The 22,946-nt window shown below is 74.3% G+C and carries 12 protein-coding genes and 1 pseudogene; 8 read left to right on the top strand and 5 right to left on the bottom strand.

Features of this window, described 5'->3' with window-relative positions; all coding sequences use genetic code 11:
* The first annotated feature begins 70 nt into the window (after positions 1-70).
* The 3 genes from IE219_RS30965 to IE219_RS30975 all read left to right on the top strand — a co-directional run bounded on the left by IE219_RS30965 (position 71) and on the right by IE219_RS30975 (position 4,822).
* Positions 71-1,486 (top strand): nucleobase:cation symporter-2 family protein, encoded by a 1,416-nt coding sequence (locus tag IE219_RS30965; protein ID WP_189983584.1) that lies wholly within the window; start codon positions 71-73, stop codon positions 1,484-1,486.
* 48 nt (positions 1,487-1,534) lie between these two features.
* Positions 1,535-2,923 (top strand): 8-oxoguanine deaminase, encoded by a 1,389-nt coding sequence (locus tag IE219_RS30970; protein WP_189983586.1) that lies wholly within the window; start codon positions 1,535-1,537, stop codon positions 2,921-2,923.
* 549 nt (positions 2,924-3,472) lie between these two features.
* Positions 3,473-4,822 carry a nucleobase:cation symporter-2 family protein gene (locus IE219_RS30975; protein ID WP_229850242.1) on the top strand — a complete coding sequence of 450 codons (1,350 nt, stop codon included), beginning with the start codon at positions 3,473-3,475 and terminating at the stop codon, positions 4,820-4,822.
* A gap of 194 nt (positions 4,823-5,016) precedes the next feature.
* Here the strand turns inward: IE219_RS30975 and IE219_RS30980 are convergent, their stop codons facing one another.
* Entirely contained in the window at positions 5,017-5,619 is a 603-nt protein-coding gene (locus tag IE219_RS30980; RefSeq protein ID WP_189983590.1) for a hypothetical protein, read from the bottom strand.
* A gap of 171 nt (positions 5,620-5,790) precedes the next feature.
* Here IE219_RS30980 and IE219_RS30985 point away from each other — a divergent pair, with 171 nt between their 5' ends.
* From IE219_RS30985 to IE219_RS30995, 3 genes are all read left to right on the top strand, one after another.
* The gene (locus tag IE219_RS30985) at positions 5,791-6,723 is read left to right on the top strand and encodes a fibronectin type III domain-containing protein (RefSeq protein WP_229850244.1); all 933 of its coding nucleotides are present in this window, start codon (positions 5,791-5,793) and stop codon (positions 6,721-6,723) included.
* Positions 6,724-6,849: 126 nt separating this feature from the next.
* The gene (locus IE219_RS30990) at positions 6,850-13,536 is read left to right on the top strand and encodes a DUF3320 domain-containing protein (protein WP_189983593.1); all 6,687 of its coding nucleotides are present in this window, start codon (positions 6,850-6,852) and stop codon (positions 13,534-13,536) included.
* A gap of 103 nt (positions 13,537-13,639) precedes the next feature.
* A complete protein-coding gene (locus IE219_RS30995) occupies positions 13,640-15,433 on the top strand; it encodes a hypothetical protein (protein ID WP_189983594.1) in 1,794 nt (597 codons plus the stop codon).
* A gap of 124 nt (positions 15,434-15,557) precedes the next feature.
* Here the strand turns inward: IE219_RS30995 and aceB are convergent, their stop codons facing one another.
* Entirely contained in the window at positions 15,558-17,180 is a 1,623-nt protein-coding gene (gene aceB, locus IE219_RS31000) for a malate synthase A (RefSeq protein ID WP_189983595.1), read from the bottom strand.
* A gap of 255 nt (positions 17,181-17,435) precedes the next feature.
* Complete coding sequence (locus tag IE219_RS31005; RefSeq protein ID WP_189983597.1) at positions 17,436-18,071, bottom strand: nucleotidyltransferase family protein; 636 nt, start codon at positions 18,069-18,071, stop codon at positions 17,436-17,438.
* 155 nt (positions 18,072-18,226) lie between these two features.
* Here IE219_RS31005 and IE219_RS31010 point away from each other — a divergent pair, with 155 nt between their 5' ends.
* The gene (locus IE219_RS31010; RefSeq protein WP_373298921.1) at positions 18,227-18,550 is read left to right on the top strand and encodes a DUF5955 family protein; all 324 of its coding nucleotides are present in this window, start codon (positions 18,227-18,229) and stop codon (positions 18,548-18,550) included.
* A 95-nt stretch (positions 18,551-18,645) separates the two neighbouring features.
* On the opposite strand, the gene IE219_RS31015 is transcribed toward IE219_RS31010, so the two are convergent.
* Together IE219_RS31015 and IE219_RS31020 are read right to left on the bottom strand one after the other, a co-directional pair.
* Positions 18,646-19,287 carry a response regulator gene (locus IE219_RS31015; protein ID WP_189983601.1) on the bottom strand — a complete coding sequence of 214 codons (642 nt, stop codon included), beginning with the start codon at positions 19,285-19,287 and terminating at the stop codon, positions 18,646-18,648.
* On the bottom strand, positions 19,284-20,447 hold the full coding sequence (locus tag IE219_RS31020; protein ID WP_189983603.1) for a sensor histidine kinase: 1,164 nt from the start codon (positions 20,445-20,447) through the stop codon (positions 19,284-19,286). The genes IE219_RS31015 and IE219_RS31020 overlap by 4 nt, the downstream gene beginning before the upstream one ends.
* 427 nt (positions 20,448-20,874) lie before the next feature.
* Between IE219_RS31020 and IE219_RS31025 the strand changes: the two are divergent.
* Positions 20,875-22,946 (top strand): annotated as a pseudogene (locus IE219_RS31025) (hypothetical protein); the annotation flags it as partial.

The raw sequence follows: 22,946 nt of genomic DNA on the forward strand, positions 1-22,946 counted from the left end.
CACTGAGTGAACCGGCCCCCGCCCGCCCGCAGTCGGGCGGGGCCCGGCACCAGACCGGAGGGAACCCCACATGGCACTGCCCGCAAAGGGGCCGGCACCTGCCGAAGGCCCGTGTTCCACCCCGTCCACCGCGGCCCCGTCCCCGGCCGCCTGCCACCCCGTGGACGAAAAGCTCCCCGCCTCGCGGCTCGTCCCCGCCGCGCTCCAGCACATCGCCGCCATGTACGCCGGCGTCGTCACCCCTCCGCTCATCATCGGCCAGGCCGTCGGCCTGGACGCCGCCGGAATGACCCGGCTCATCGCCGCCGGCCTCCTGATCGCCGGCTGCGCCACCATCCTGCAGACCCTCGGCGTCCGCGGCTTCGCCGGCAACCGGCTCCCGTTCGTCAACGCCGCCTCCTCGGCGGGCATCGCCCCCATGCTGGCGATCGCCGAGACCAGCGCCCCGGGTCACCAACTCCCCGCCATCTACGGCGCGGTCATGGTCGCCGGTGTCTTCTGCCTCGCCGTCGGACCCTTCTTCGGCCGGCTCCTGCGCTTCTTCCCGCCGCTCGTCACCGGCGTCGTCATCACCCTGATCGGCGTCACCCTGATGCCGGTGCCCGTCAGCTGGGCCCAGGGCGGCGACAAGACCGCCGCCGACTTCGGCTCGATGAGATACCTCGCCCTCGCCGGCTTCACCCTCGTCGTCGTCCTGCTGTTCCAGCGCTTCGGCAAGGGCTTCCTCAAGCAGGTCGCCCTGCTCCTCGGCCTGCTCATCGGCACCCTGGCCGCCATCCCCTTCGGCATGGCCGACTTCAGCGCCCTGCGCGAGGCGCCGATCGCCGCGCTGCCCGCGCCCTTCGCCTTCGGCGCCCCCGAGTTCCAGCCCGCCGCGATCCTCTCCCTGTGCATCGTGATGCTGGTCCTCATGACCGAGTCCAGCGCCGGCATGCTCGCCCTCGGCGAGATCTGCGAACGGCCCAGCGACGGCAGGACCATCACCCGCGGCCTGCGCACCGACGGCATCGCCACCCTGCTCGGCCCCGTCTTCGGCGGCTTCCCCACCTCCGCCTTCGCGCAGAACGTCGGCGTCGTCTCGCTCACCCGGGTCCGCTCCCGCTACGTGGTCGCCGTCGCCGGCGGCGCCCTCCTGGTCCTCGGCGCCTTCCCGGTGCTCGGCGCGGTCGTCTCCATGGTCCCGATGCCCGTCCTCGGCGGCGCCGGCATCGTCCTCTTCGGCTCCATCGCCGTCAGCGGCATCCGGACCCTCTCCGAGGCCGGACTCGACGACAGCTCCAACATCATCCTGGTGGCCGTCGCACTCGGCGCGGGCATCATCCCGCTCGCCGCCCCCACCTTCTACGCCGACTTCCCCGCCTGGGCCCAGACCGTCCTCGGCTCCGGCATCAGCGCCGGCGCGCTCGTCGCCGTCCTGCTGAACCTGTTCTTCCATCATCTCGGCACCCGGAGCCGCCAGACGGCCCCGGCACTCAAATCCTCCTAGGGTCCTGCCGTGCCCACCCCACCCAAGAGGAATGAAGGAAGCACCGCCATGGCAGCACCTTCGGCAGACCGGCGCATCGTCATCGAGAACGCGGCGATCGCCACCGTCGACGCGCACGACACCGAGTACGCCTCCGGGTACCTCGTCGTCGCCGGCAACAGGATCGAGTCCCTCGGCCCCGGCAGGGCCCCCGAGAACCTGGAGAACGTGGTCCGGCGGATCGACGCCACCGGCCACCTGGTCACCCCCGGCCTGGTCAACACCCACCACCACTTCTACCAGTGGATCACCCGCGGCCTCGCCACCGACCACAACCTCTTCGACTGGCTCGTCGCGCTCTACCCCACCTGGGCGCGGATCGACGAGCCCATGGTGCGCGCCGCCGCCCGGGGATCGCTCGCGATGATGGCCCGCGGCGGCGTCACCACCGCCATGGACCACCACTACGTCTTCCCCCGGGGCTCCGGCGACCTGTCCGGCGCGATCATCGGCGCCGCCTCCGAGATGGGCGTGCGCTTCACCCTGGCCCGCGGCTCCATGGACCGCAGCGAGAAGGACGGCGGCCTGCCGCCGGACTTCGCCGTCGAGACCACCGAGGGCGCGCTCGCCGCGACCGAGGAGACCGTCAAGCGGTACCACGACGCCTCCTTCGACGCGATGACGCAGGTCGCCGTCGCGCCCTGCTCGCCCTTCTCGATCTCCACCGAGCTGCTCCGCGAGGGCGCCGCGCTCGGCCGCCGCCTCGGCGTGCGCATGCACACCCACGGCTCGGAGACCGTCGAGGAGGAGAAGTTCTGCCACGAGCTCTTCGGCATGGGCCCGACCGACTACTTCGAGTCGACCGGCTTCCTCGGCGAGGACGTGTGGATGGCGCACTGCGTCCACATGAACGACTCCGACATCGCCGCCTTCGCCCGCACGAAGACCGGCGTCGCCCACTGCCCGTCGTCCAACGCGCGCCTCGCCGCCGGCATCGCCCGCGTCCCCGACATGCTGAAGGCGGGCGTCCCGGTCGGCCTCGGCGTCGACGGCACCGCCTCCAACGAGTCCGGCGAACTCCACACCGAACTCCGCAACGCGCTGCTGATCAACCGCCTCGGCGCCCACCGCGAGGCCGCGCTCAACGCCCGCCAGGCCCTCCGCCTCGGCACCTACGGCGGCGCGCAGGTCCTCGGCCGCGCCGACAGCGTCGGCTCCCTGGAGGCGGGCAAGCTCGCCGACCTCGTCCTGTGGAAGGTCGACGGCCTCGGCCACTCGACCATCGCCGACCCGGTCACCGCCCTCGTCTTCGGCGCGGCGGCCCCGGTCACCGCCTCCTTCGTCAACGGCCGGCAGATCGTCGAGAACGACCACCTGCTCACCGTCGACGAGGACACCATCGCGCGCGAGGCGCGCACCGAGGCACAGCGTCTGGCCCGCATCGCGGCCCAGGGCTGAGCCTCCCCCGGAATCCGGTCGGGGGGGACGGCCCCCGACCGGTCGCCGCGGACCCGAGCGGGGTCCGCGGCAGCCCGACCGGGGTGCGGCGCACGGAAGAACCGAGCGCCGCGCTCCGGGACGGCGGCCCGTGACGGGACCGCATCCGGTCCCCGCCGGGCCGCCCGCACCAGGACCCCGCCCGGTCCTCCGCGGGCGATCGCCCCGCGGGACCCGAACCGGTCCCGCGATCGCCCGTACCCGAACGGCACCGCCGGCCGGACCGTCGTACCCCAGGGACGGGGAGTCCCGTCCGATCCCCCCACCGGACGCCCCGCCCCCGCGCCACGCCTCCCGCACCCGGCGCACCGCACCACCCAGCGAACGAGCCGCACCTCGCGCACAGCACCGCACGCACCACCTCCCTGACACCCGCGTCACCGCCGACGTGTACCCGACCGGAGGAACCCCGTGGTCGTCAAGCCCCAGGTTCGCCATGCAGACGATGCAGGCTCCGCCCCCGAAGACCGGACCAAGCATCCGGTCGACGAGACCCTGCCCCCACTCAAGATGTTCACCAGCGGCCTCCAGCACGTGGCCGCCATGTACGCGGGCGTGGTCGCCCCGCCGCTGATCGTCGGAGCGGCCGTCGGCCTCTCCGGCACCGAACTGACCTTCCTGACCGGCGCCAGCCTCTTCACCGCCGGCCTCGCGACCTTCCTCCAGACGCTGGGCGTCTGGAAGATCGGCGCCAAGCTGCCCTTCGTCAACGGCGTCACCTTCGCCGGCGTGGCCCCCATGATCGCCATCGTCAACACGACGGAGAACAAGGCCGACGCGCTGCCCGTCATCTTCGGCGCGATCATCGTCGCCGGACTCCTCGGCTTCCTCGCCGCGCCGTGGTTCTCCCGGCTGGTGAGATTCTTCCCGCCGGTCGTCACCGGCACCGTCATCACCCTCATCGGCATCTCGCTCCTGCCGGTGGCCTTCGGCTGGGCCCAGGGGCCCGACCCCAAGGCGGCGGAGTACGGTTCGGGCAAGTTCCTCGCCCTGGCCGCGATCACCCTCGCGGTGGTCCTGCTGCTGCGCCGCTTCACCAAGGGCTTCCTGAAGCAGATCGCGGTCCTCGTCGGCCTCGTCCTGGGCACCCTGATCGCCATACCCTTCGGCGTCACCGACTTCACGCCGGTCACCGAGGCCGACGTCGTCGGCTTCCCCACCCCCTTCCACTTCGGCGCCCCGCAGTTCGCGCTCGCCGCGATCATCTCGATGTGCGTGGTCATGCTGGTCTCGATGACCGAGTCGACCGCCGACATGCTGGCGCTCGGCGAGATCGTCGAGCGGCCCGCCGACGAGAAGACCATCGCGGCCGGCCTGCGCGCCGACACCCTCGGCTCGGCGCTCAGCCCCCTCTTCAACGGCTTCATGTGCAGCGCCTTCGCACAGAACGTCGGCCTGGTCGCCATGACCCGGATCCGCAGTCGCTTCGTGGTCGCCTGCGGCGGCGGCATCCTCGTCCTGATGGGCCTCTCGCCGGTCGCGGCCTCGCTGATCTCGGTCGTGCCCCGCCCGGTCCTGGGCGGCGCGGGCGTCGTCCTCTTCGGCTCGGTCGCCGCCAGCGGCATCCAGACCCTGGTCAAGGCGGGCCTGGAGAAGGACAACAACGTCCTCATCGTGGCCGTCTCGCTGGCCGTCGGCATCATCCCGATCACCAAGCCGGACTTCTACCACGCCTTCCCGGAGACCGCGCAGATCATCCTGGACTCCGGCATCTCCACCGGCTGTGTCGCGGCCGTCCTGCTCAACGTGGTCTTCAACCACTTCGGCGCCCGCCGCAACGACGACGAGGTGACCGCGCCCATGGAACCGGGCGAGGAGATCTCGGAGGCCCGGGGAGTGAAGACGGCCCACGCCCACTAGGGCGGGTCCGGAAGCTCCCGCCCGGCCCGCCCTCCCGGAGGGGCGCCCCAGCTGTCCCAGCCGACCGGGAGGCCCCGGCAGAATCCTCCGGACGGCGCTCCGGGCCGCCGCGAGCCACCTCCGGCCGCTCCCTCCGCCCCGCCCCGGGTCCCGCGTGTCGCGCGGGACCCGGGGCGGGGGCGCGTCCGGGCGGCTCACCGGTCCTCCAGGGCGAGGCGCCGGGCGCACTCCGGGGCCAGTGCCGGATAGGCCGCCGCGATCGCCCCGTACACCCGGCGCCGCAGCAGTCGCTCGGCCTCGCGGCGGCCGGTCCCGCCGTACAGCCCGTCGAGCAGGGAGTCGTACCGGGCGAGGCACCGGCGCAGGTAGGCGACCCGCCAGCGGGCGGGCGGCCCGACGGGCACCGCGCCGGCCGGCGCCCGCGCGGCCAGCAGCCGCCGGTACCGGGCGGCCCGCCGGTCCAGCTCGGCGGGCGGCAGCAGGGGCACCTCGATCGGCTCGGCCCGGACGGCGGCCAGCACGGCGTCCCGTCGCCGCGCGGCCCGCCCGGCGACGGCGGCCCGCAGCCCCGGCGCGGACCCGGCCGCCCGCGCCCGCGCCGCCACGGAGGCGAACTCCGGCGTCCGCTCCAGCGCCTCCACCCGCGCCAGCCGGTACAGCCGCAGCGGCGCGGGCGACCACCGGCGCGGGTCGCGCCCCTGCACGTCCGGCAGGCCCAGCAGTTCCCGCACCATCCCGTCGGTCCAGCCGCGCCGCAGCACCCCGGCCGACGACACGTACAGCGAACGGTCCGTCATGATCCCCCCAAGAATCGACTACGGAGAGTAACGGTTCCAGTGAAGCGGACCCCACTGACAACGCCCCCGCCGCCACCCCCTTGCGACCCGCCCCCGCCCCGTGCGATATAGGTCCAGACCTTTCCGACGGACGGAGGCCGGCCCGTGCAACGCCCGCTCGCCGCAAGCTTGTTGACCGCACTCGCACTCGCGCTCGCCCTCACCGGCTGCGCCGACCCCGCCCCGGCACCGCACACCACCCCGGCCACCACCCCCACCGGCCTCACCGCCGTCTCCGGCAGCTCCACCACCGTCCACGTCATGTGGGAGGCCGCCACTGACGACCGGGCCGTCACCGGCTACGAGATCCTCCAGGACGGCCGCAAGGTCAAGGACCTCCCCGCCCCCCATCTCATGACCGACGTCACCGGCCTCGCCCCCGGCACCCGGCACGCCTTCGCCGTCCGCGCCCGCGACGCCGCCGGCAACACCTCGCCGCCCACCGCCGCCGTCCCCGCCACCACCCGGCGCGCCACCGCCGAGGACCGCGAACCCCCCACCGCCCCCCGCGCCCTGCGCGCCGCCCCCGCCGGCGCCACCGCCGCCACCCTCACCTGGACCGCCGCCCGCGACGACCGCCGCGTCACCGCGTACGACGTCTACCAGGCCGGCGTACGCATCCACACCGCACCCGGCGACACCACCACCGCCCGCCTCACCGGCCTGCGCCCCGGCACCGCCTACTCCTTCACCCTCCGCGCCCGCGACGCCGCCGACAACTCCTCCCCGGACAGCCCCCCGGCCGAACTCACCACCGCCACCGCCCCCGGCGCGCCCCCCAACACCTCCCCCCGCGACCTCGCCGCCACCTCCGCGCACGGCGAGGTCACCCTCACCTGGACCCCGCCGGAGACCGGCGGCCCCGTTACCCATTACCAGTTCCACATCGACGGCCGCTTCGCCACCACCATCGTCTGGGGCGCCGACCCGCCCACCGGCCGTGCCACCTACACCTTCTCCGCCCAGGCGAAACCCGGCACCACCTACACCCTCACCCTCCGCGCCCGCCTCCCCGACGGCACCTGGGGCGACTTCTCCGCCCCGCGCACGGTGGTGGTCCGCTGACCTCCGCCGGGTGGCGGTCAACCCTTCACCCGATACGGGGACACGTCATAGGATCGTGTGATCAGGGTGAGGCGGTGGGCCCGTGCGGCCGGTGCCGTCGAGAGAAGACGAGAAACTAGGACCAGCGTGACGAACCCGATCGCCTTCGGTGGCGGCGAAGACCTGGAACGGTTCAAGACGATCCTGGCCGAGTGGCGGAAATCCCTCGTCGACCTGAGCGGTCGCAACAAGCTCCTCAACTTCCGGCACACCAGGTCGGCGACGCTGGAGATCCAGTACCCGCCGGTCGGCGAACTGGTGGCGGGCCTCGACCGGGGCTGGCGGTTCGCCCCGCTGCCCGAAGCGGAGCCGGACGGGACCGGCGACCCCGAGGACCGGCCGAACGCCGTCGGTACGGACCCCGACGGCATCGTCACCCAGAAGACCACCGCCCCCGCCCTGCTCCGGGCGCTCACCAGCCTCCGCGGCAAGTCCGTGCAACTCTTCAACGACTACGGCCTGTGGACCCTCCAGCTCGGCGTCGGCATGCTGCGCTGGCGCGAGGACGGTGCCACGACGAGCAGTGACGCACCGCTCGTCCTGTTCCCCGTCCGGCTGGAGCGGCTGGCCGACGGCCGGGTCCGGCTCGTCTCCAACGACGACGAGGACCCCCGGCTCAACCCCGCGCTCCGGGTCAAGCTGGAGCAGTTCCACATCGACTGGTCCCCTGTCCTGGAACAGGACCCGGCCGACGTCGACGCCGTCCTGGACACGGTGACAGCGGCCGTCGCGGGGAAGACCGGCTGGGAGGTCTCGCGCCGGGTCGTCGTCGCGCTCTTCGCCTCCCACAAGGAGTCGATGTACCAGGACCTGCTGGAGAACGAGGCCCGCATCCTCAACAGCGACCTGGTCAGGGCCGTCGCCCTCGGCCCCGAGGCGGGCCTCGCCCCCGACCGCTTCGACTTCGAGGAGATCGACCTCGACCGGATCGACGAGCTGAGCCCGCCCGAGGACAGCCCGCTGGTCCTCGACGCCGACGCCTCGCAGCGGCAGGCCGTCGCGGCGGCGGTCGCCGGCCGCTCCTTCGTCCTCGACGGCCCTCCGGGCACCGGCAAGAGCCAGACGATCACCAACATGATCGCGGGCCTGATGCACGCGGGCCGCAGCGTGCTGTTCGTCAGCGAGAAGGCCGCGGCGCTCGACGTGGTCCTCGACCGGCTGAAGTCCGTCGGCCTCGATTCGTACGCGCTGGCGCTGCACAGCCACAACACCAGCCGCCGCGCCGTCGCCCAGGAACTCGGCCGGGCCCTGGAGGAGGAGCCGCAGGCACCCCGGCTCTCCGCGCAGACCGTCACCTCCGCGCGCCAGGCCCGTACGGCCCTGAGCGCCTACGCGGACGCCATGAACGAGATCAGCGAGCCCCTCGGCCGCAGCCTCCACGACGTCATCGGCCGTGTCGGCCGGCTCTCCGACGCTCCGGTGGCCTACCTGGCCCCGAACACCGGCGGTGCCGGGAAGCGTCCGGCCTTCGACCCCGCCGCGCTCGGCGCCGAGGACCTGCGGCTCGTCGTCGAGGCCACGCACGCCATCGCCGACGCCTGGCAGGCCGTCGCCGACCCCGCCTTCCCCTGGCGGGACCTGCGGACCGGCGCCCCCTCCCCGCGCCCGGCCCTGGAACAGGCCGCGGCGGCCCTGTCGGCGCTCTCCAAGGGCATCGCACGGCACCAGGACCTCCTGCCCGGCGGGCCGATCGAGGACGAGGAGACCGTCACCCGGCTGGTGAACCTCCTGCGGCTCGCCGAGGTCCGGCCGGAGATCCCCGTCCGCTGGCTCACCGAGGACGACTTCGCCGACGAGGTGGAGGGCCCGGTGGACGCCTTCACCACCGAGCTGCGCACCGCCCTGCGAGCCCGGTCGCACGCCCGGACAGCGGTCGGTGAGCGCTGGGAGGAGCTCTCGCCCCGGCTGTCCCCCGAGCCCGGCCCGAAGGAGAAGGCGCTCGCCGCCCTGTCCCCGGCCGGGACGGACCTGTCCGACCTGACGGCGGAACAGGCGACCGACCGGGCCGGCGCGTACGAGCGGGCGGCCGCCGGCCTCGACCGGGCCCAGCGGGCGCTGGAGGCCGTCACCCGGGACTTCGGCCTGCGCACGCCCCGGGGCGTCGCCGCCGCGGAAGAACTCCGCGCGCTGGTGGCCGAGGCCGGTGCGGACCACCGTCCCCTCGCCCGCTGGCTCGCCCCCGGCGGCCCGGCGGAGGCCGAGGAAGCGGCGGTACGCGTCACGGCAGACGCCCTGCGGGCCTTCTTCGCCCGGCGTGCCGAGGCCCTGGCGGCCCGGGAGCGGGCCGCCGCCGAGGCCGGCCCCGGCTGGACCGGACTGCCCCCGGCCCTCACCGCGCAGCCCCCCGCCGACGAGCAGGCGCTCGCCGGGCTGCGGCCCGCGGGCCTCGACCTCACCCCGCTCACCCGGGCCAGGGCCGCCGAGCTCGCCGCGTGGCTCTCCGACCTCGTGGCCCTCCTGGAGAAGACCGACCCGCGCGCCTCGGCTCTCGCCGGGCTGCTGGGCCGCGGCGTGCCGTCGGGCACCCGGGAGGCCGAGGAGCTGATCGCCCTCGCCGACCTGGCCTCGGCCCCGCACCGGGCCCCGGCGCACTGGCTGGACCCGGAGGTGCTGCCCCGGGTCCGCGCGGCCCGCGCCGAGCTCGCCGACGCCACCCGCCGCCTCGCGAAGGCGGAGGCGGCCGCGTCCGCCGTCTTCAGACCCGAGGTCGTCACCCTTCCCGAGCTTCCCGAGGTCGTCGGACGGCTGGCCGAGGGCGCGCGCGGCATCGGCGGCATGCTGTCGGGCGCCGTACGCGCGGACCGCAAGATCATCAGCGCCTTCACCATCGCCGGGACCTGGCGCGCCGACCTGTACGACCAACTGCCCCTCGCTCTCGCCTGGCACGCCGCCCACGACCTGCTGCGATCGCTCACCCGGACCCACGGCGCGCTGCTCGGCCGGTACGCGACGCCGGAGCTCCCCGACCTGACGGTCCTGGAGGCCGCCCTCGCCCACGCGGAGGCCCTCCACCGCCTCGCGCCCGACACCCTGGCCGACCCGGGCCGCCGCGCCCTCCTCGCCGGGCAGCTCTCCGACGGCCGCACCCCCACCCCGGAACTGACCGGCCACGTCGCCGCGGTGCGGGGCGCGCTGGCCGACTGGCGCACGGCCCTGGGCGGGCCGCACCTCGCGGACCGCGCGGACGGCCTCGCCGGGCAGCCGCTCGGCCGGGCGGCCCGCTGGGCGGGCGCCCACCTGGCCCCCCTCACCGGGGTCGTGGACCTCCTCGACACCGTCGCCTCGGCCGGCCGGGGCGACGACGACCACACGTACGCCCCCACCCTGGAGGAGGCGCGGACCGCCCTCGACGCCGTACGGGAGGCCCGCCGGGCGACCGACGCCTTCGACGAGGGGGCCGCGACGGACCGGCTCCTGCTCGGCCCCTGGTACCAGGGGCTCGACACCGAGCCGGCCCGGCTCGCCGGACCCGCCCCCGACGGCGCACCGGGACAGGAGGCCGTCGGCGCGCTCCTCGCCCGTGCCCGGGACCTCGCCGACCGCCCCGACGCGCCCCGCGCCGAGGAACGCCACCACGAGCTCCTCGGCCGGTACGCGTCCTGCGACGGCCCCGGCACGATCACCCTGTGCCGGGTCCTGGACACCGCCCGCACGGCGGAACGGCTCGCGCCGGACACCCTCGCGGACCCGGAACGCCGGGCCCGCCTCGCCGACCGCCTCGCCGACGGCCGCCCGGTGCCCCACGAGACCCTGCGGCAGGCGGAGGAGCTCGGCGCGGAGCTGTCGGCCTGGCGGCGGCAGGCCGCCCTGCCCCACCTCGCGGCCTCCGGGGAACGTCTCCTGGAACTGCCGTTCGAGGATGCGGCCCGCTGGCTCCGTGCCCACGTCGAACCCCTGGAGGACGCGGCGGACCTCATCCGCACGGTGGCCCGGGTCCTCGACACCGACGGCTCCGACCCCGCCCCGGGGCTCGGCCGCGCCCGGCGGACCGTGGCGGCGGTCGCGGAGGCGCGCGAGGCGGGGACGCGCTTCCTGTCGGCCGAGGCCGCGCACCGGGAGCTGCTCGGAGCTCTCTACCAGGGGACGGAGACCGACAGGTCCGCCGTCCTCGACGCGCTGGACTGGGCCCGGAAGGCGCGCCGCACGGCCCACGGGGTCCACGCGGCCCCGATGCCGGAGACGGCGGCCCGGACGATGCTGGGGGCGGCCGCCGACCCGTCCGTGGCCGGCCTGCACCAGGACTGGCTGCGCCAGCGGGAGAACCTCGCGGAGTGCTTCGAGCCCCAGCGGGCCGCCGCCGTCCGCCGCGAACTCGTCCGCTCGCTGACCGCGGCGGAGGACCTGCTGACCCGGCTCGACGCCGACCCCTACGGCCCGGAGGCGTGGATCTCCTGCGCCGGGGCGCTCGGCCGGCTCAAGGAGTACGGACTGCACGAGCTGCCCGGTCAGCTCGCCCAGCGGGACGTGTCGGCGGCCGACTTCCCCGACGCCGTCGAACGCGCGGTCCTCACCGCCTGGATCGAACGCCGCCTCGAACTCGACGCCCGCCTCAGGCCCCTGCGGGCCGTCGACCGCGACCAGCTGGTGGAGCGGTTCCGGGAGGCGGACCGCGCCCTGGTGGAGGCCGCCCACGCGGAGGTCATCGCCGCCTGCAATGCCCGCCGCCCCCGCCGCACCAGCGTCGGCCAGGCCGCGGTCCTGAAGCGCCAGGCCCAGCTGAAGAAGCGCCACAAGCCGGTGCGTCAGCTCCTCGACGAGACCGGTGACGTCGTGCGGCTCATCAAGCCCTGCTTCATGATGAGCCCCCTGACGGTCAGCCAGTTCCTGCCCGCGGACTTCCGGTTCGATGTCGTCATCTTCGACGAGGCGTCCCAGGTGCTGCCGCAGGACGCGGTCAACTCCATCTACCGCGGCAACGCGCTGATCGTGGCCGGAGACCAGAAGCAGCTGCCGCCCACCTCCTTCTTCAGCGCCGGCGGCGACGCCGACGACGACGAGGACGAGGAGGGCATGGACACCTTCGAGTCCGTCCTCGACGCCTGCAAGGCCAGCGGTGTCCTGCGCGACCTTCCCCTGCGCTGGCACTACCGCAGCCGGCACGAGAACCTCATCGCCTTCAGCAACCACGAGTTCTACGACGGCTCGATGGTCACCTTCCCCGGCGCGCTGGAGGAGGGACCCGACGTCGGCGTCTCCTTCCACAAGGCCGACGGTGTCTACGACCGGGGCGGCCGCAGCGACAACGTGGGGGAGGCCGCGCTGGTCGCCCGGCGCGTGATCCACCACTTCGCCACCCGGCCGGGCCTCACGCTCGGCGTGGTCGCCCTGTCGAAGGCGCAGGCCGAGGCGATCGAGGAGGCCGTGCGCGAGGCCAGGGCCGCCCGGCCCGACCTGGACCGGTTCTTCACGGAGGACCGGCTCGACGGCTTCTTCGTGAAGAACCTGGAGACCGTGCAGGGCGACGAGCGCGACGTCATCGTCCTGTCGGTCGGCTACGGCCCGAACCAGCAGGGCAGGCTCCTGTCGACCTTCGGTCCGATCAACAAGGAGGGCGGCTGGCGCCGGCTCAACGTCGCCGTGACCCGGGCCCGGCGCCGCATGGAGGTCGTCGCCTCCTTCCACGGCGGCGAACTGGGCGACAGCGCCAACAAGAGCGTTCAGCACTTGAAGCGCTACCTCCAGTACGCCGAGCACGGACCGAACACCCTCCAGACGGCCGCGCCCGACCCGGACGCCCAGCCGGAGAGCCCCTTCGAGGAGGAGGTCCTCGGCATCCTGCAGGGCTGGGGGTACGACGTCCAGCCGCAGGTCGGCGTCGCGGGCTTCCGCATCGACATGGCCGTACGGCACCCGCGGGCGCGGGGCAGCTACGCGCTCGGCATCGAGTGCGACGGTGTCATGTACCACTCGTCACGGGCGGCCCGCGACCGCGACCGGCTGCGCGAGGCCGTGCTGCGCGACCTCGGCTGGCAGCTCCACCGGATCTGGGGCACCGACTGGTACCGCAACCGGCGCGACGCGCTCGCGCGCCTGCGGGCCGCGGTGGAGGCCGCCTGCGCCGAGGACCCGCACGCGGCACGCCCCGCGGAGCCGGAGCGGACCCTGCCGCAGGACTCGGACCCGGACCCGGAGCCGGCCGCCGCGCAGACCGTGTCCTTCGTGCCCGTGGACGCGGGTCCCCCGGACTGGAGCCGGCCGTACCGGGAGACCCCCGACGCCGAACTCCTCAAGGTCCGGATCGTCTCCGCCAAGCGCCGCGGCGTGCCCGGAGCGGAGCTCCAGAACCCCGATGCCTCGGGAGTCGTCGCGGACGTGGCGCTGTGCGTGATCGACACCGAGGGACCGGTCACCGAGGAACTGATCATCACCAGGGTGCGCTCGGCGTGGGACCTCGGCCGCGCCGGCGCGGTCGTCCAGGACCGGGTCCGCCGCGCCCTGCGCGGACTCGTCTCCCGGGGCCAGGCCGTCGCCGTCGACGGTGCGTACGACCTTCCGGGGCGCGAGCCGGACCGGGCGCGGACGCCGACCCGGACGGTCGCGCGGAAGGTCGGGCAGGTCCCGTCGGCCGAGCGGCGGATCGTGGTGCTGCACGTGGTGGAGGAGAGCCCGGGCGTGGACCGGGAGGAGCTGCTGCGCGAGGTCGCGCGGTTCTTCGGCTGGGCGCGGCTCGGATCCGAGATCAGGGACGCGCTGACGGCCGACGTCGACGGGCTCGTCCGGTCCGGGACGCTCCAGGAGACCACGGGCGGACTGGTACCGGCCGAAGCCGACTGAGGACGGCCCGGAACTCCGGAAGCTGTCGGGAACGGCTTGGGAGCGCCCCCCCGCCCGGGGTGTCTCCCCAGCCGTTCCCGCCGCCCCGAACTACCCTGGAACCGTGGCCGAGAGCGTTCTCACCAATACCGGGCTGGACAGGTTCCTCGCCCTCCTCGACGGCGGACCCGGGCACCGGGACCCCGCCTTCCTGCGGGCCGCCGAGGTGGTGCTCGGGCTGCTGGCGCTGCGGGGCGCGGACCGGGCGAGCGGACTGCCCGCCCCGGAGCCCCGGCTGGTGCGGCAGCTGCTCGTGGAGGACCTGCCGGCGTTCGTGTACGTGCCGCCGGGCGAGCTGGACGCCTATCCGGCCGTCGTCGCGGCGCTCGCCGCCCGCTTCGACGGGGGGCTGCGCGAGCGGACCGCCGCCGCCGTCGAGGAGAGCGCCGGGGACTTCGCCCGCGCCATGGACGACCCCGGCAACCTCACCTGGCACCGCTGGTACGCCTCCCTGCTGCGCTCCGTCGGCACCGACCTCGCCGACCCGGCCGACGTCCGCCGCCGCATCGGCGCCCTCGACGGCGCGCCGCTGCCCGACGGGGTGCTGCGCGCCGACCTGACGGTGCGGACGGCGCTCGCCGACACCGTGCTCACCGAGGCCGTGGCCCGCGCCTACGTGCGGGACGCGGAGGCGCCGCCGCCCGCCGGGCCGCTGCTCACCGACCACGCGGTGGCCGCCGGGGTCGGCCCGGTCGCCGCCGCGCTCCTGGACCGCTGGACCGCCGCCGGGCTCGCCGAGCAGCTCGCCGGCCCGTACGCGCGCTACGCCCCCGGCCCCGACGACTTCCCCCACCTCGCACTCGCCGACGCCCTCCTCGACGAGCACATGGACTACTACGGCGACCCCGGCCTCCCCGTCCCGCCGCCCGCCGAGACCGCGGACCGGGACCCGGAGCGCGCCGCCGACCTGCTGCTCACCGCCGTGGAGGAGCTGGCGGAGGAGGAGTACGAGCCGTACGGCGGCGAGGCGCCGCACCTGCTGTACGCGCTCTACCAGCGGGGCTGCGCCGCCGACTCGGTCGCCCGCCGGGCCGCCGAGTACGAGGACTGGAGCGTCGATCCGGCCCTGGAGGACGTGCCGGTCGCCGTGCCCGGCGGCGTCACCGGGCCCTACGTCGTCCCGCCGGTGCCCGAGCTCGTCCGGCTGCTCGGCACCGCCGGGATCGACGAGGCCGACCGGGCCCGCCTGGAGGGCCCCGCCCGGGACCTGGCCGTCGCCGTGGACCGGCTCGCCGCCACCGGCCTCGTCTTCCGCTCCGGCGACGCCTTCGGCCTCACCCCGCACGGCGCCGCCACCGTCCGCTACCTGCTGCGGGTGCGCCGGGTCGCCGCGCCCACCGCCGCCGAGGCCGCCGCCTGGCCCGCCCGCGACCTGCTCGCGGCGGCGGCCCAGTGGCCGCGGGAGCCCGCCGCGCGCGTGCTCGCGGGCCGGCTGCACGCGCGCGGGGGCACCGCCGGGGCGTGGACGGAACTCCTGGACGCCTTCGGCCCCGCGCACGCCCACGCCCCCGACCCGGCGGCCGTACGGGACCTCTTCGGGCTCCTCGACACCGCGAGCGCCCCGCCCGGCGCCCTGCGCGCCGCCCTGGACTCCCCGGTGATCGGCGCCCGCGCCCTGCACGCCCTGGAGGTCCGGGGCGAGGCCGCCGACCCGCTGCGGGTGCCGGTCGCGGCCCGCGCCCTGCACGTCCTCGACCGGCTGCCCGCCAAGAAGGGCCCGCTGGAGTCCCGCCGTGCCGCCTTCGACGCGGCGGCCGCCGCCTGGCCCGGCGGCTCGGCCGCCCTGCTCCGCGCGATGACCGAGGCCGACCCCCGGGGCACGGCCCGCGTCCTGGGCCCCCTGGGCCTCCACACCTGACCCGGCCTCCGGACAGAAAACGCGGACGCGGGAAGGCCCCGCCCCCTCGGACTCATGAGGAGAGGGGCGGGGCCTTCCGCGTCGGGCGTCGGCCGCTGTGCGTGTCGGCCGAGGGGCGGGGCGGTCAGCCGACCAGCTGTTCGTACGCGGGGAGGGTGAGGAAGTCCGCGTAGTCCGCGTCGAGGGAGACGTGGAGGAGGAGGTCGTGGGCCTGCTGCCACTTGCCGGCGGCGAACGCCTCGTCGCCGATCTCGGCGCGGATGGCGGCCAGTTCCTCGGCGGCGACCTTGCGGGCCAGCTCCGGCGTGGCGGTCTCGCCGTTCTCGAAGACGACGCCCGCGTTGATCCACTGCCAGATCTGGGAGCGGGAGATCTCGGCGGTGGCCGCGTCCTCCATCAGGTTGAAGATGGCGACGGCGCCGAGGCCGCGCAGCCACGCCTCGATGTAGCGGATGCCGACCTGGGCCGCGTTGCGCAGGCCGTCGTAGGTGGGCTTCGCGTCGAGCGAGTCGATGGCGATGAGGTCGCCGGGCGCCACGGAGACGTCCTCGCGCAGGCGGTCCTTCTGGTTCGGCCGGTCGCCGAGGACGGCGTCGAAGGAGGCCATCGCGATCGGGACCAGGTCGGGGTGGGCGACCCAGGAGCCGTCGAAGCCGTCGCCGGCCTCGCGGTCCTTGTCGGCCTTGACCTTCTCGAAGGCGACCTTGTTGACCTCGGCGTCGCGGCGGGACGGGATGAAGGCCGCCATGCCGCCGATGGCGTGCGCGCCGCGCTTGTGGCAGGTGCGGACGAGGAGTTCGGTGTACGCCCGCATGAACGGGGCGGTCATGGTCACCGCGTTGCGGTCCGGGAGGACGAACTTGGCGCCGCCGTCGCGGAAGTTCTTGACGATGGAGAAGAGGTAGTCCCAGCGGCCCGCGTTCAGTCCTGCGGCGTGGTCGCGGAGCTCGTAGAGGATCTCCTCCATCTCGTACGCGGCCGTGATGGTCTCGATGAGGACCGTGGCGCGGACGGTGCCCTGCGGGATGCCGACGTAGTCCTGGGCGAAGACGAAGATGTCGTTCCAGAGGCGGGCCTCCAGGTGAGACTCGGTCTTCGGCAGGTAGAAGTACGGGCCCTTGCCGAGGTCGATCAGGCGCTGCGCGTTGTGGAAGAAGTACAGGCCGAAGTCGACGAGGGCGCCGGGCACCGCGCGGCCCTCGAAGGTGAGGTGCCGCTCCTCCAGGTGCCAGCCGCGCGGGCGCATGACGACCGTGGCCAGCTCCTCGGCGGGCTTGAGGGCGTACGCCTTGCCGGTGCGCGCGTCGGTGAAGTCGATGGTCCGGGTGTACGCGTCGATCAGGTTGACCTGGCCGAGGACGACGTTCTCCCAGGTCGGGGCGGAGGCGTCCTCGAAGTCCGCGAGCCACACCTTCGCACCGGAGTTCAGCGCGTTGATCGTCATCTTGCGGTCGGTCGGACCGGTGATCTCGACGCGGCGGTCGTTCAGGGCCGCCGGGGCCGGCGCGACCTTCCAGGAGTCGTCGGCGCGGATCGCCGCGGTCTCCGGCAGGAAGTCGAGGGCCGAGGTGCGGGCGATCTCGGCGCGGCGCTCGGCGCGGCGGGCGAGCAGCTCGTCCCGGCGCGGCGTGAAGCGGCGGTGGAGCTCGGCGACGAAGGCGAGGGCCGCCTCCGTCAGCACCTCCTCCTGGCGGGGCAGGGGCTCGGCGTCGACGACGACCAGGGGGGACGGCGCTGGTGCGGACATGGACTGTCACTTCCTTCAGCGGACTACGCGTGCGGTGCCTTGCGGCCGCCGGGCAACACGGACGGCACGGGGTGCCGCTGGTGCCGAGATACGGCCGCGAGCGCCGTCACAAGGGATCAGGCGCTTCTATGCAGTGGATATTAGTTTCCTCATGGTGGAAGTTCAATCGTTTGTTGATGTCGAGATTCTTTGGTTCGACAGAACGTGGCTCCCGGTGCCGCCCCCCTCACTCCAGGTGCCCGCACCCGGGCCCCCTCACCCCTCCAGCCGGTACAGGTCCGCCTCCGTGTCGATGTCGAACGGCTCCGCGGCGTCCCCGCACTCCACGAGATCCACCGCCGCCCGGTGCGCCGCCAGATAGTCCCGCGCCCCCCGGTCGCCCTCCGCCGCCGCCGCGATCCCGGCCCACCGGTCCGCCCCGAACAGCACCGGATGGCCGCGCCGGCCGTCGTACGAGGCCGCCGCCAGCGCGTCCCGCCCGCCGTACGCCCCCCGCACCCGGGCCACCGCCACCGCCCCGATGCCCGGCTGGTCCACCAGAGACACCAGCGCCGCGTCCACCCCGCCCGCCGCCGCCAGCGACGCCAGGCCGACCCGCAGCGAGGAGCCCATGCCGTCCGCCCACCCCGGGTTCTCCACCACTGTGCAGCCGGTCAGCTCGGCCCGCTCCCGTACGCGCTCCGCCGCCGCGCCGAGCACCACGTGCACCACCGCGCAGCCGCCCTCCCGCAGCGTCCGCACCGCGTGCTCGACCAGCGGCCGGCCCCGGTACGGCAGGAGCGCCTTCGGGCGGCCGCCGAGCCGCCGCCCGCCGCCCGCGGCGAGCAGCAGGCCCGCGACCAGCGGCGGAGCGGAAGGGGAGGAGGAGGAGGGCGGGGTCGTCTGTGTCATGGGACCTGCTTACCGCATGACCCGGAATGACACGGACGCATGAATACGGGGCGCGAAGTCTTCCCCAGAGCGGATGCGGGGAGTTAACTGACCGCTACTCCGGGCGCCCGACCCTCGCCCGGTGTGTCGGAACGGGCGTTTCGGAGTGGGGGACCGTGTCGCGAAGCGTGGAGCAGAGGCGAGTGACCGGCGAGGCAGTGGACCCGAGGGTGACCGGACTGAGGTCCGCCGTCTCCCGGCTCCGGCGCGAGCTGGCCGGGCACCGGGTGGAGTTCGCCGACCGGGAGATCGCGGAGGACGCGCTGGCCGCGCTCGACGCGATGGCCGTCAGCGGCGCCCCCGAAGTGTGGCGGCTGCGGCGCAGCCTGCTCCTCGTGGCGGGCTCGCTCGGCTCCGTCAGCGTCCTCGCCGACGCACTGACGGGTGTCCGCAACGCCGTCGAACTCTTCGGCCCGCCGGGCCCGCCGCGCCAGCGCTGAGAAAGGCGGCCGACCGGTCCGGCCCCGCCCCGGCGGGATTCGGCCCCGCCCCCGGCGGAACACGGTCCGGTCCCGGACAGCACCGGCGGGAGTCGTCAGCGGCGGATCAGCCGGCGTTCCCGGGCCGCCGCCACCGCCGCCGTCCGGGACTCGACGCCCAGCTTGGCGAAGACGTGCACCAGGTGGGACTTCACCGTCGCCTGGCTCAGGAACAGCGCCTTGCTGATCTGCTGGTTCGACAGGCCCTCGCCGACCAGTTGGAGCACCTCCAGCTCCCGCTTCGTCAGCGCCTCCGCCGGGGTCCGCATCCGGTCCATCAGCCGGTGCGCCACCGCCGGGGCCAGCGCCGACTGCCCGGCCGCCGCCGTCCGGACCGCCGCCGCCAGCTCCTCCGGCGGCGCGTCCTTCAGCAGATAGCCCGAGGCGCCCGCCTCGACCGCCGCCAGGATGTCCGCGTCCGTGTCGTACGTCGTCAGCACCAGCACCCGGGGCCCGCCCGGCACCGCCGTGATCGCCGCCGTCGCCTCCGAGCCGTGCATCCCCGCGCCGAACTGGAGGTCCATCAGGACCACGTCCACGCCCCCGGCCGCCGCCAGCTCCACCGCCCGCTCGGCCGTCGCCGCCTCGCCGACCACGGTGAAGCCCGGCTCCGTGTCCAGGACCGCGCGCAGCCCCGCCCGTACCACCGGATGGTCGTCGGCCAGCAGCAGCCGGATTCCCGTCCCCGCGTCCGTCATGCCGCTCCTCCCGCGGGCAGGGGGAGGGTGACGGCGACCGCCGTGCCCTGCCCCGGCGCCGATTCGACCGTGAACGTACCGCCCAGCGACTCCGCCCGCGACCGCATCGCGGGCAGCCCGAACCCCTCGCCGTCGGCGGCCGGGCGCACCGCCTCCGGATCGAACCCCCGGCCGTCGTCCACGACGTCCAGCGCCACCGCGTCGTCCATGAACGACAGGGTGATCTCCGCCCGGTCCGCCCCCGCGTGCCGCACCGTGTTCCCCAGCGCCGACTGCGCGATCCGCAACAGCGCCACCTCGTACGGCGTCGGCAGCTCCACCGGCGTCCCGCTCACCGAGAACCGGGCCCGCGGCCCCGCCCCCGGCTCGCACAGCCGCTCCAGCGCCGCCGCCAGCGACCCGTGCTCCAGGTCCGGCGGGGTCAGCGCCCGCACGAAGCGGCGCGCCTCCGCCAGGTTGTCCTGCGCCGCCTGCCGCGCCCGGTCGATGTGTCCGGCCGCCGGCGACCCCGTCGGCAGCGCCCGCTCGGCCGCCCGCAGCAGCAGCTGGATCGACGACAGGCCCTGCGCGAGCGTGTCGTGGATCTCCCGGGCCAGCCGCTCCCGCTCCGCCAGCGTCCCCGCGTGCCGCTCCGCCGCCGCCAGCTCCGCCCGGGTCGCGATCAGCTCCTCGATCAGCCGCCGCCGCCGCTCGCTCTCCCGGTACAGCGCCTGGTAGCCCAGGACCGTCGCCACCGCCACCGCGCCCCCGAGCAGCGGCCCGATGAAGACCCCCGGGTTCAGGGCGGCGCCGTGGCCGACGTACGAGAGGATCGCGGCGCCCGCCGTCAGCGCCACCGCCGGCAGCGACCAGCGGACCGGCAGCAGGTGCAGTTGGAGGAAGTACAGCGGGAAGGCCAGCCACAGGGCCTCCGGCGTGGCGCACAGCAGGGCCAGCCACGCCAGTCCCAGCACGGCCAGCCAGCAGGCTGCCGCCCGCTGCGACCGGCCGACCGCGGGGATCAGCGAGCCCGCCGCGTAGACGGCGCCGACCGCGACGGCGAGCGCCGTCCCGGCGGGGGAGTGGGCGCGGACCGCCGCCAGCACCAGCAGCCCCGCCATCAGCAGGTGCAGGCACAGGCGCAGGGCGCGGAAGGCGGGGGTGAGGGTGCGTGGGTCCATGTCCCCACCAGCGTAGACAGGATCTGACAATCCGGACTCAACCGAAAGTTTGACTCCGCGGCCGGGGCGTCCGGTGGATTCGACATGACAGATTCGGGCGGGCGTCGGCCGGGGTGGTGGCGGCCATCCGCGGTGGCGCTTGAGGGGAATCTGAGGTTCTTATTCCATCTTTTGCCATAAAGGCACTCAAGGGCGGCTCGGGAATCTGGGACTTTCGCAGTCCTCACCCCTTCTGTCCTGCGCTTTCATCCTGATCACGTAGGTTTTGTTGCTTTATGGCTCCATGGTCGCCGCCGAAATAGCGGACTGTTTGTTTTGGCGTCTAAATGATTGTTGGGGGCTTGTGTGCCGCTGTTAGCATGCGGCGGCATTATTTGGTGATTCAGAGGGGTGGGGTGTGAGAATTTTCAGAAAAAGAGGGCTGCCGGTGGTATTGGCCGCCGCGGTCCTGGCCGGCGCACTGCCGGGTGTGGCCGTCGCGGCGGGCCGGGGGCCGGACCTTCCGGAGCTGAGGCAGCCGAAGGCCGTACCGGTCGAGGGGGTCGCCGCCGGGGGGAAGAAGAAGCCCGACGCGGCCAAGCCGTGGAAGCGTCCCCGCGTGACCTGGCCGGCGGCCGGGACCGCCGAGGTCTCCCTGGCGGACGGCGGCGGCCAGGCGGGTGCCCTGCCGGTGTCCGTCGCGCCCGCCGGTGCCTCCGCGGAGAAGGGCGCCTCCGCGCAGACCGGCGCTCCCGGCGGGGCGGGAGCCTCCGCGAGGACGGGCGCCTCCGCTCCGGCGAGGGCCGCCGCCTCCGCTGAGGCGCGGGTCGCCCTCTCCTCCCGCGACACCGCGCGCAGGGCCGGGATCGACGGCGTCCTGTTCACGGTCGGCCGCGCCGACGGCGGACGGGGGGACGTTCCCTCCCGCGTCGCGGTGGACTACGGCGGCTTCCGTGACGCCTACGGCGGCGACTGGGCCGCCCGGCTGCGCCTGGTCCGGCTGCCCGCGTGCGCGCTGACCACACCGGACCTCGCGAAGTGCCGGGTCCGGCAGCCGCTCCCGACGGAGAACGACACCCGTGCGGGCACGCTCTCCACGACCGGTGCCATCCTCAGGAGCGGCGCCCCCATGGTCCTGGCCGCGACGGCGGACGACTCCGGTCCGACCGGCGACTACAAGGCGACCTCGCTCCAGGCATCCGGCTCGTGGAGCACGGGCGGGGCGACGGGCGCGTTCTCCTGGACATACCCGATCGGCACGCCGACCGTCCCCGGCGGGCTCGACCCCAAGGTCTCCCTGAACTACAACTCGCAGGCGGTGGACGGCCGCACGGGAGCCTCCAACAGTCAGCCGTCGTGGATCGGTGACGGCTGGAACTGGGAGCCGGGGTTCATCGAGCGCAAGTACAAGGCGTGCAACGACGACAAGACGGGTGGCACCAATACCACCAAGGTCGGTGACCTGTGCTGGTTCAACGACAACGCGGTGCTGAACCTGGGCGGTAAGAACACCGAGCTGGTGTATGAGAAGGACAAGGGGTGGCATCCGGCCTCGGACTCGGGGGAGAAGGTCGAGAAGCTGACCGGTGCCGTCAACGGTGACAAGGGTACGGCCGGGGTCGACGGCGAGGGTGAGCACTGGAAGGTGACCACGGCCGACGGGACGCAGTACTTCTTCGGTCTGAACCGGCTGCCGGGGTGGAAGGACAACGGGACCGCGGCCGATGATCCGGTGACGAACTCGGCGTGGACGGTGCCGGTCTTCGGCAACCAGTCCGGTGAGCCGTGCTATGACGCGAGCTTCGCGTCCGCGTGGTGCCAGCAGGCGTGGCGCTGGCAGCTCGACTACGTCGTCGACCCGCACGGCAACGCGATGGCGTACTACTGGAAGACCGAGAAGAACAACTACGGCCGCAACGTCTCCATGACCACCGGCTCCTCCACCGCCACGCCGTACGTGCGCGGCGGCTGGCTGGACCGGATCGAGTACGGGCTGCGCGACGACGCGGTGTACACCGGCAAGGCGATGGGCCAGGTGCGGTTCGGGGTGGCCGAGCGCTGCCTGAGCGGCTGCGGGACCTTCGACGAGACCAACGCCAAGAACTGGCCGGACGTCCCCTTCGACCGCCACTGCAAGGACGGGGAGGAGTGCAAGCAGCGGATCTCCCCGACCTTCTGGTCCCGGATGCGGCTCACCTCGATCACCACGAAGGTGCTGACCGGCGGGACGTACAAGGACGTCGACACCTGGACGCTGGACCAGAACTTCCCGCCCTCCGGCGACGGCATCTCCACCCCCATGTGGCTGAAGTCCATTCAGCGCACCGGCAAGACCGGTGGCATCATGGCGCTTCCGCCCGTCACCTTCGCGGGTGAGCAGCTTCCGAACCGGGTGGACAGGACCGGTGACGGTCTGGCGCCCTTCATCCGGCTGCGGGTGTATCAGGTGACGACGGAGACCGGTGGCACCATCGGGGTCAGTTACTCGGAGCCCGACTGCACGCCCGCCAGTCTTCCGCA

This window comes from Streptomyces termitum (assembly GCF_014650175.1).
GTDB classification, from domain to species: Bacteria; Actinomycetota; Actinomycetes; order Streptomycetales; family Streptomycetaceae; genus Streptomyces; species Streptomyces termitum.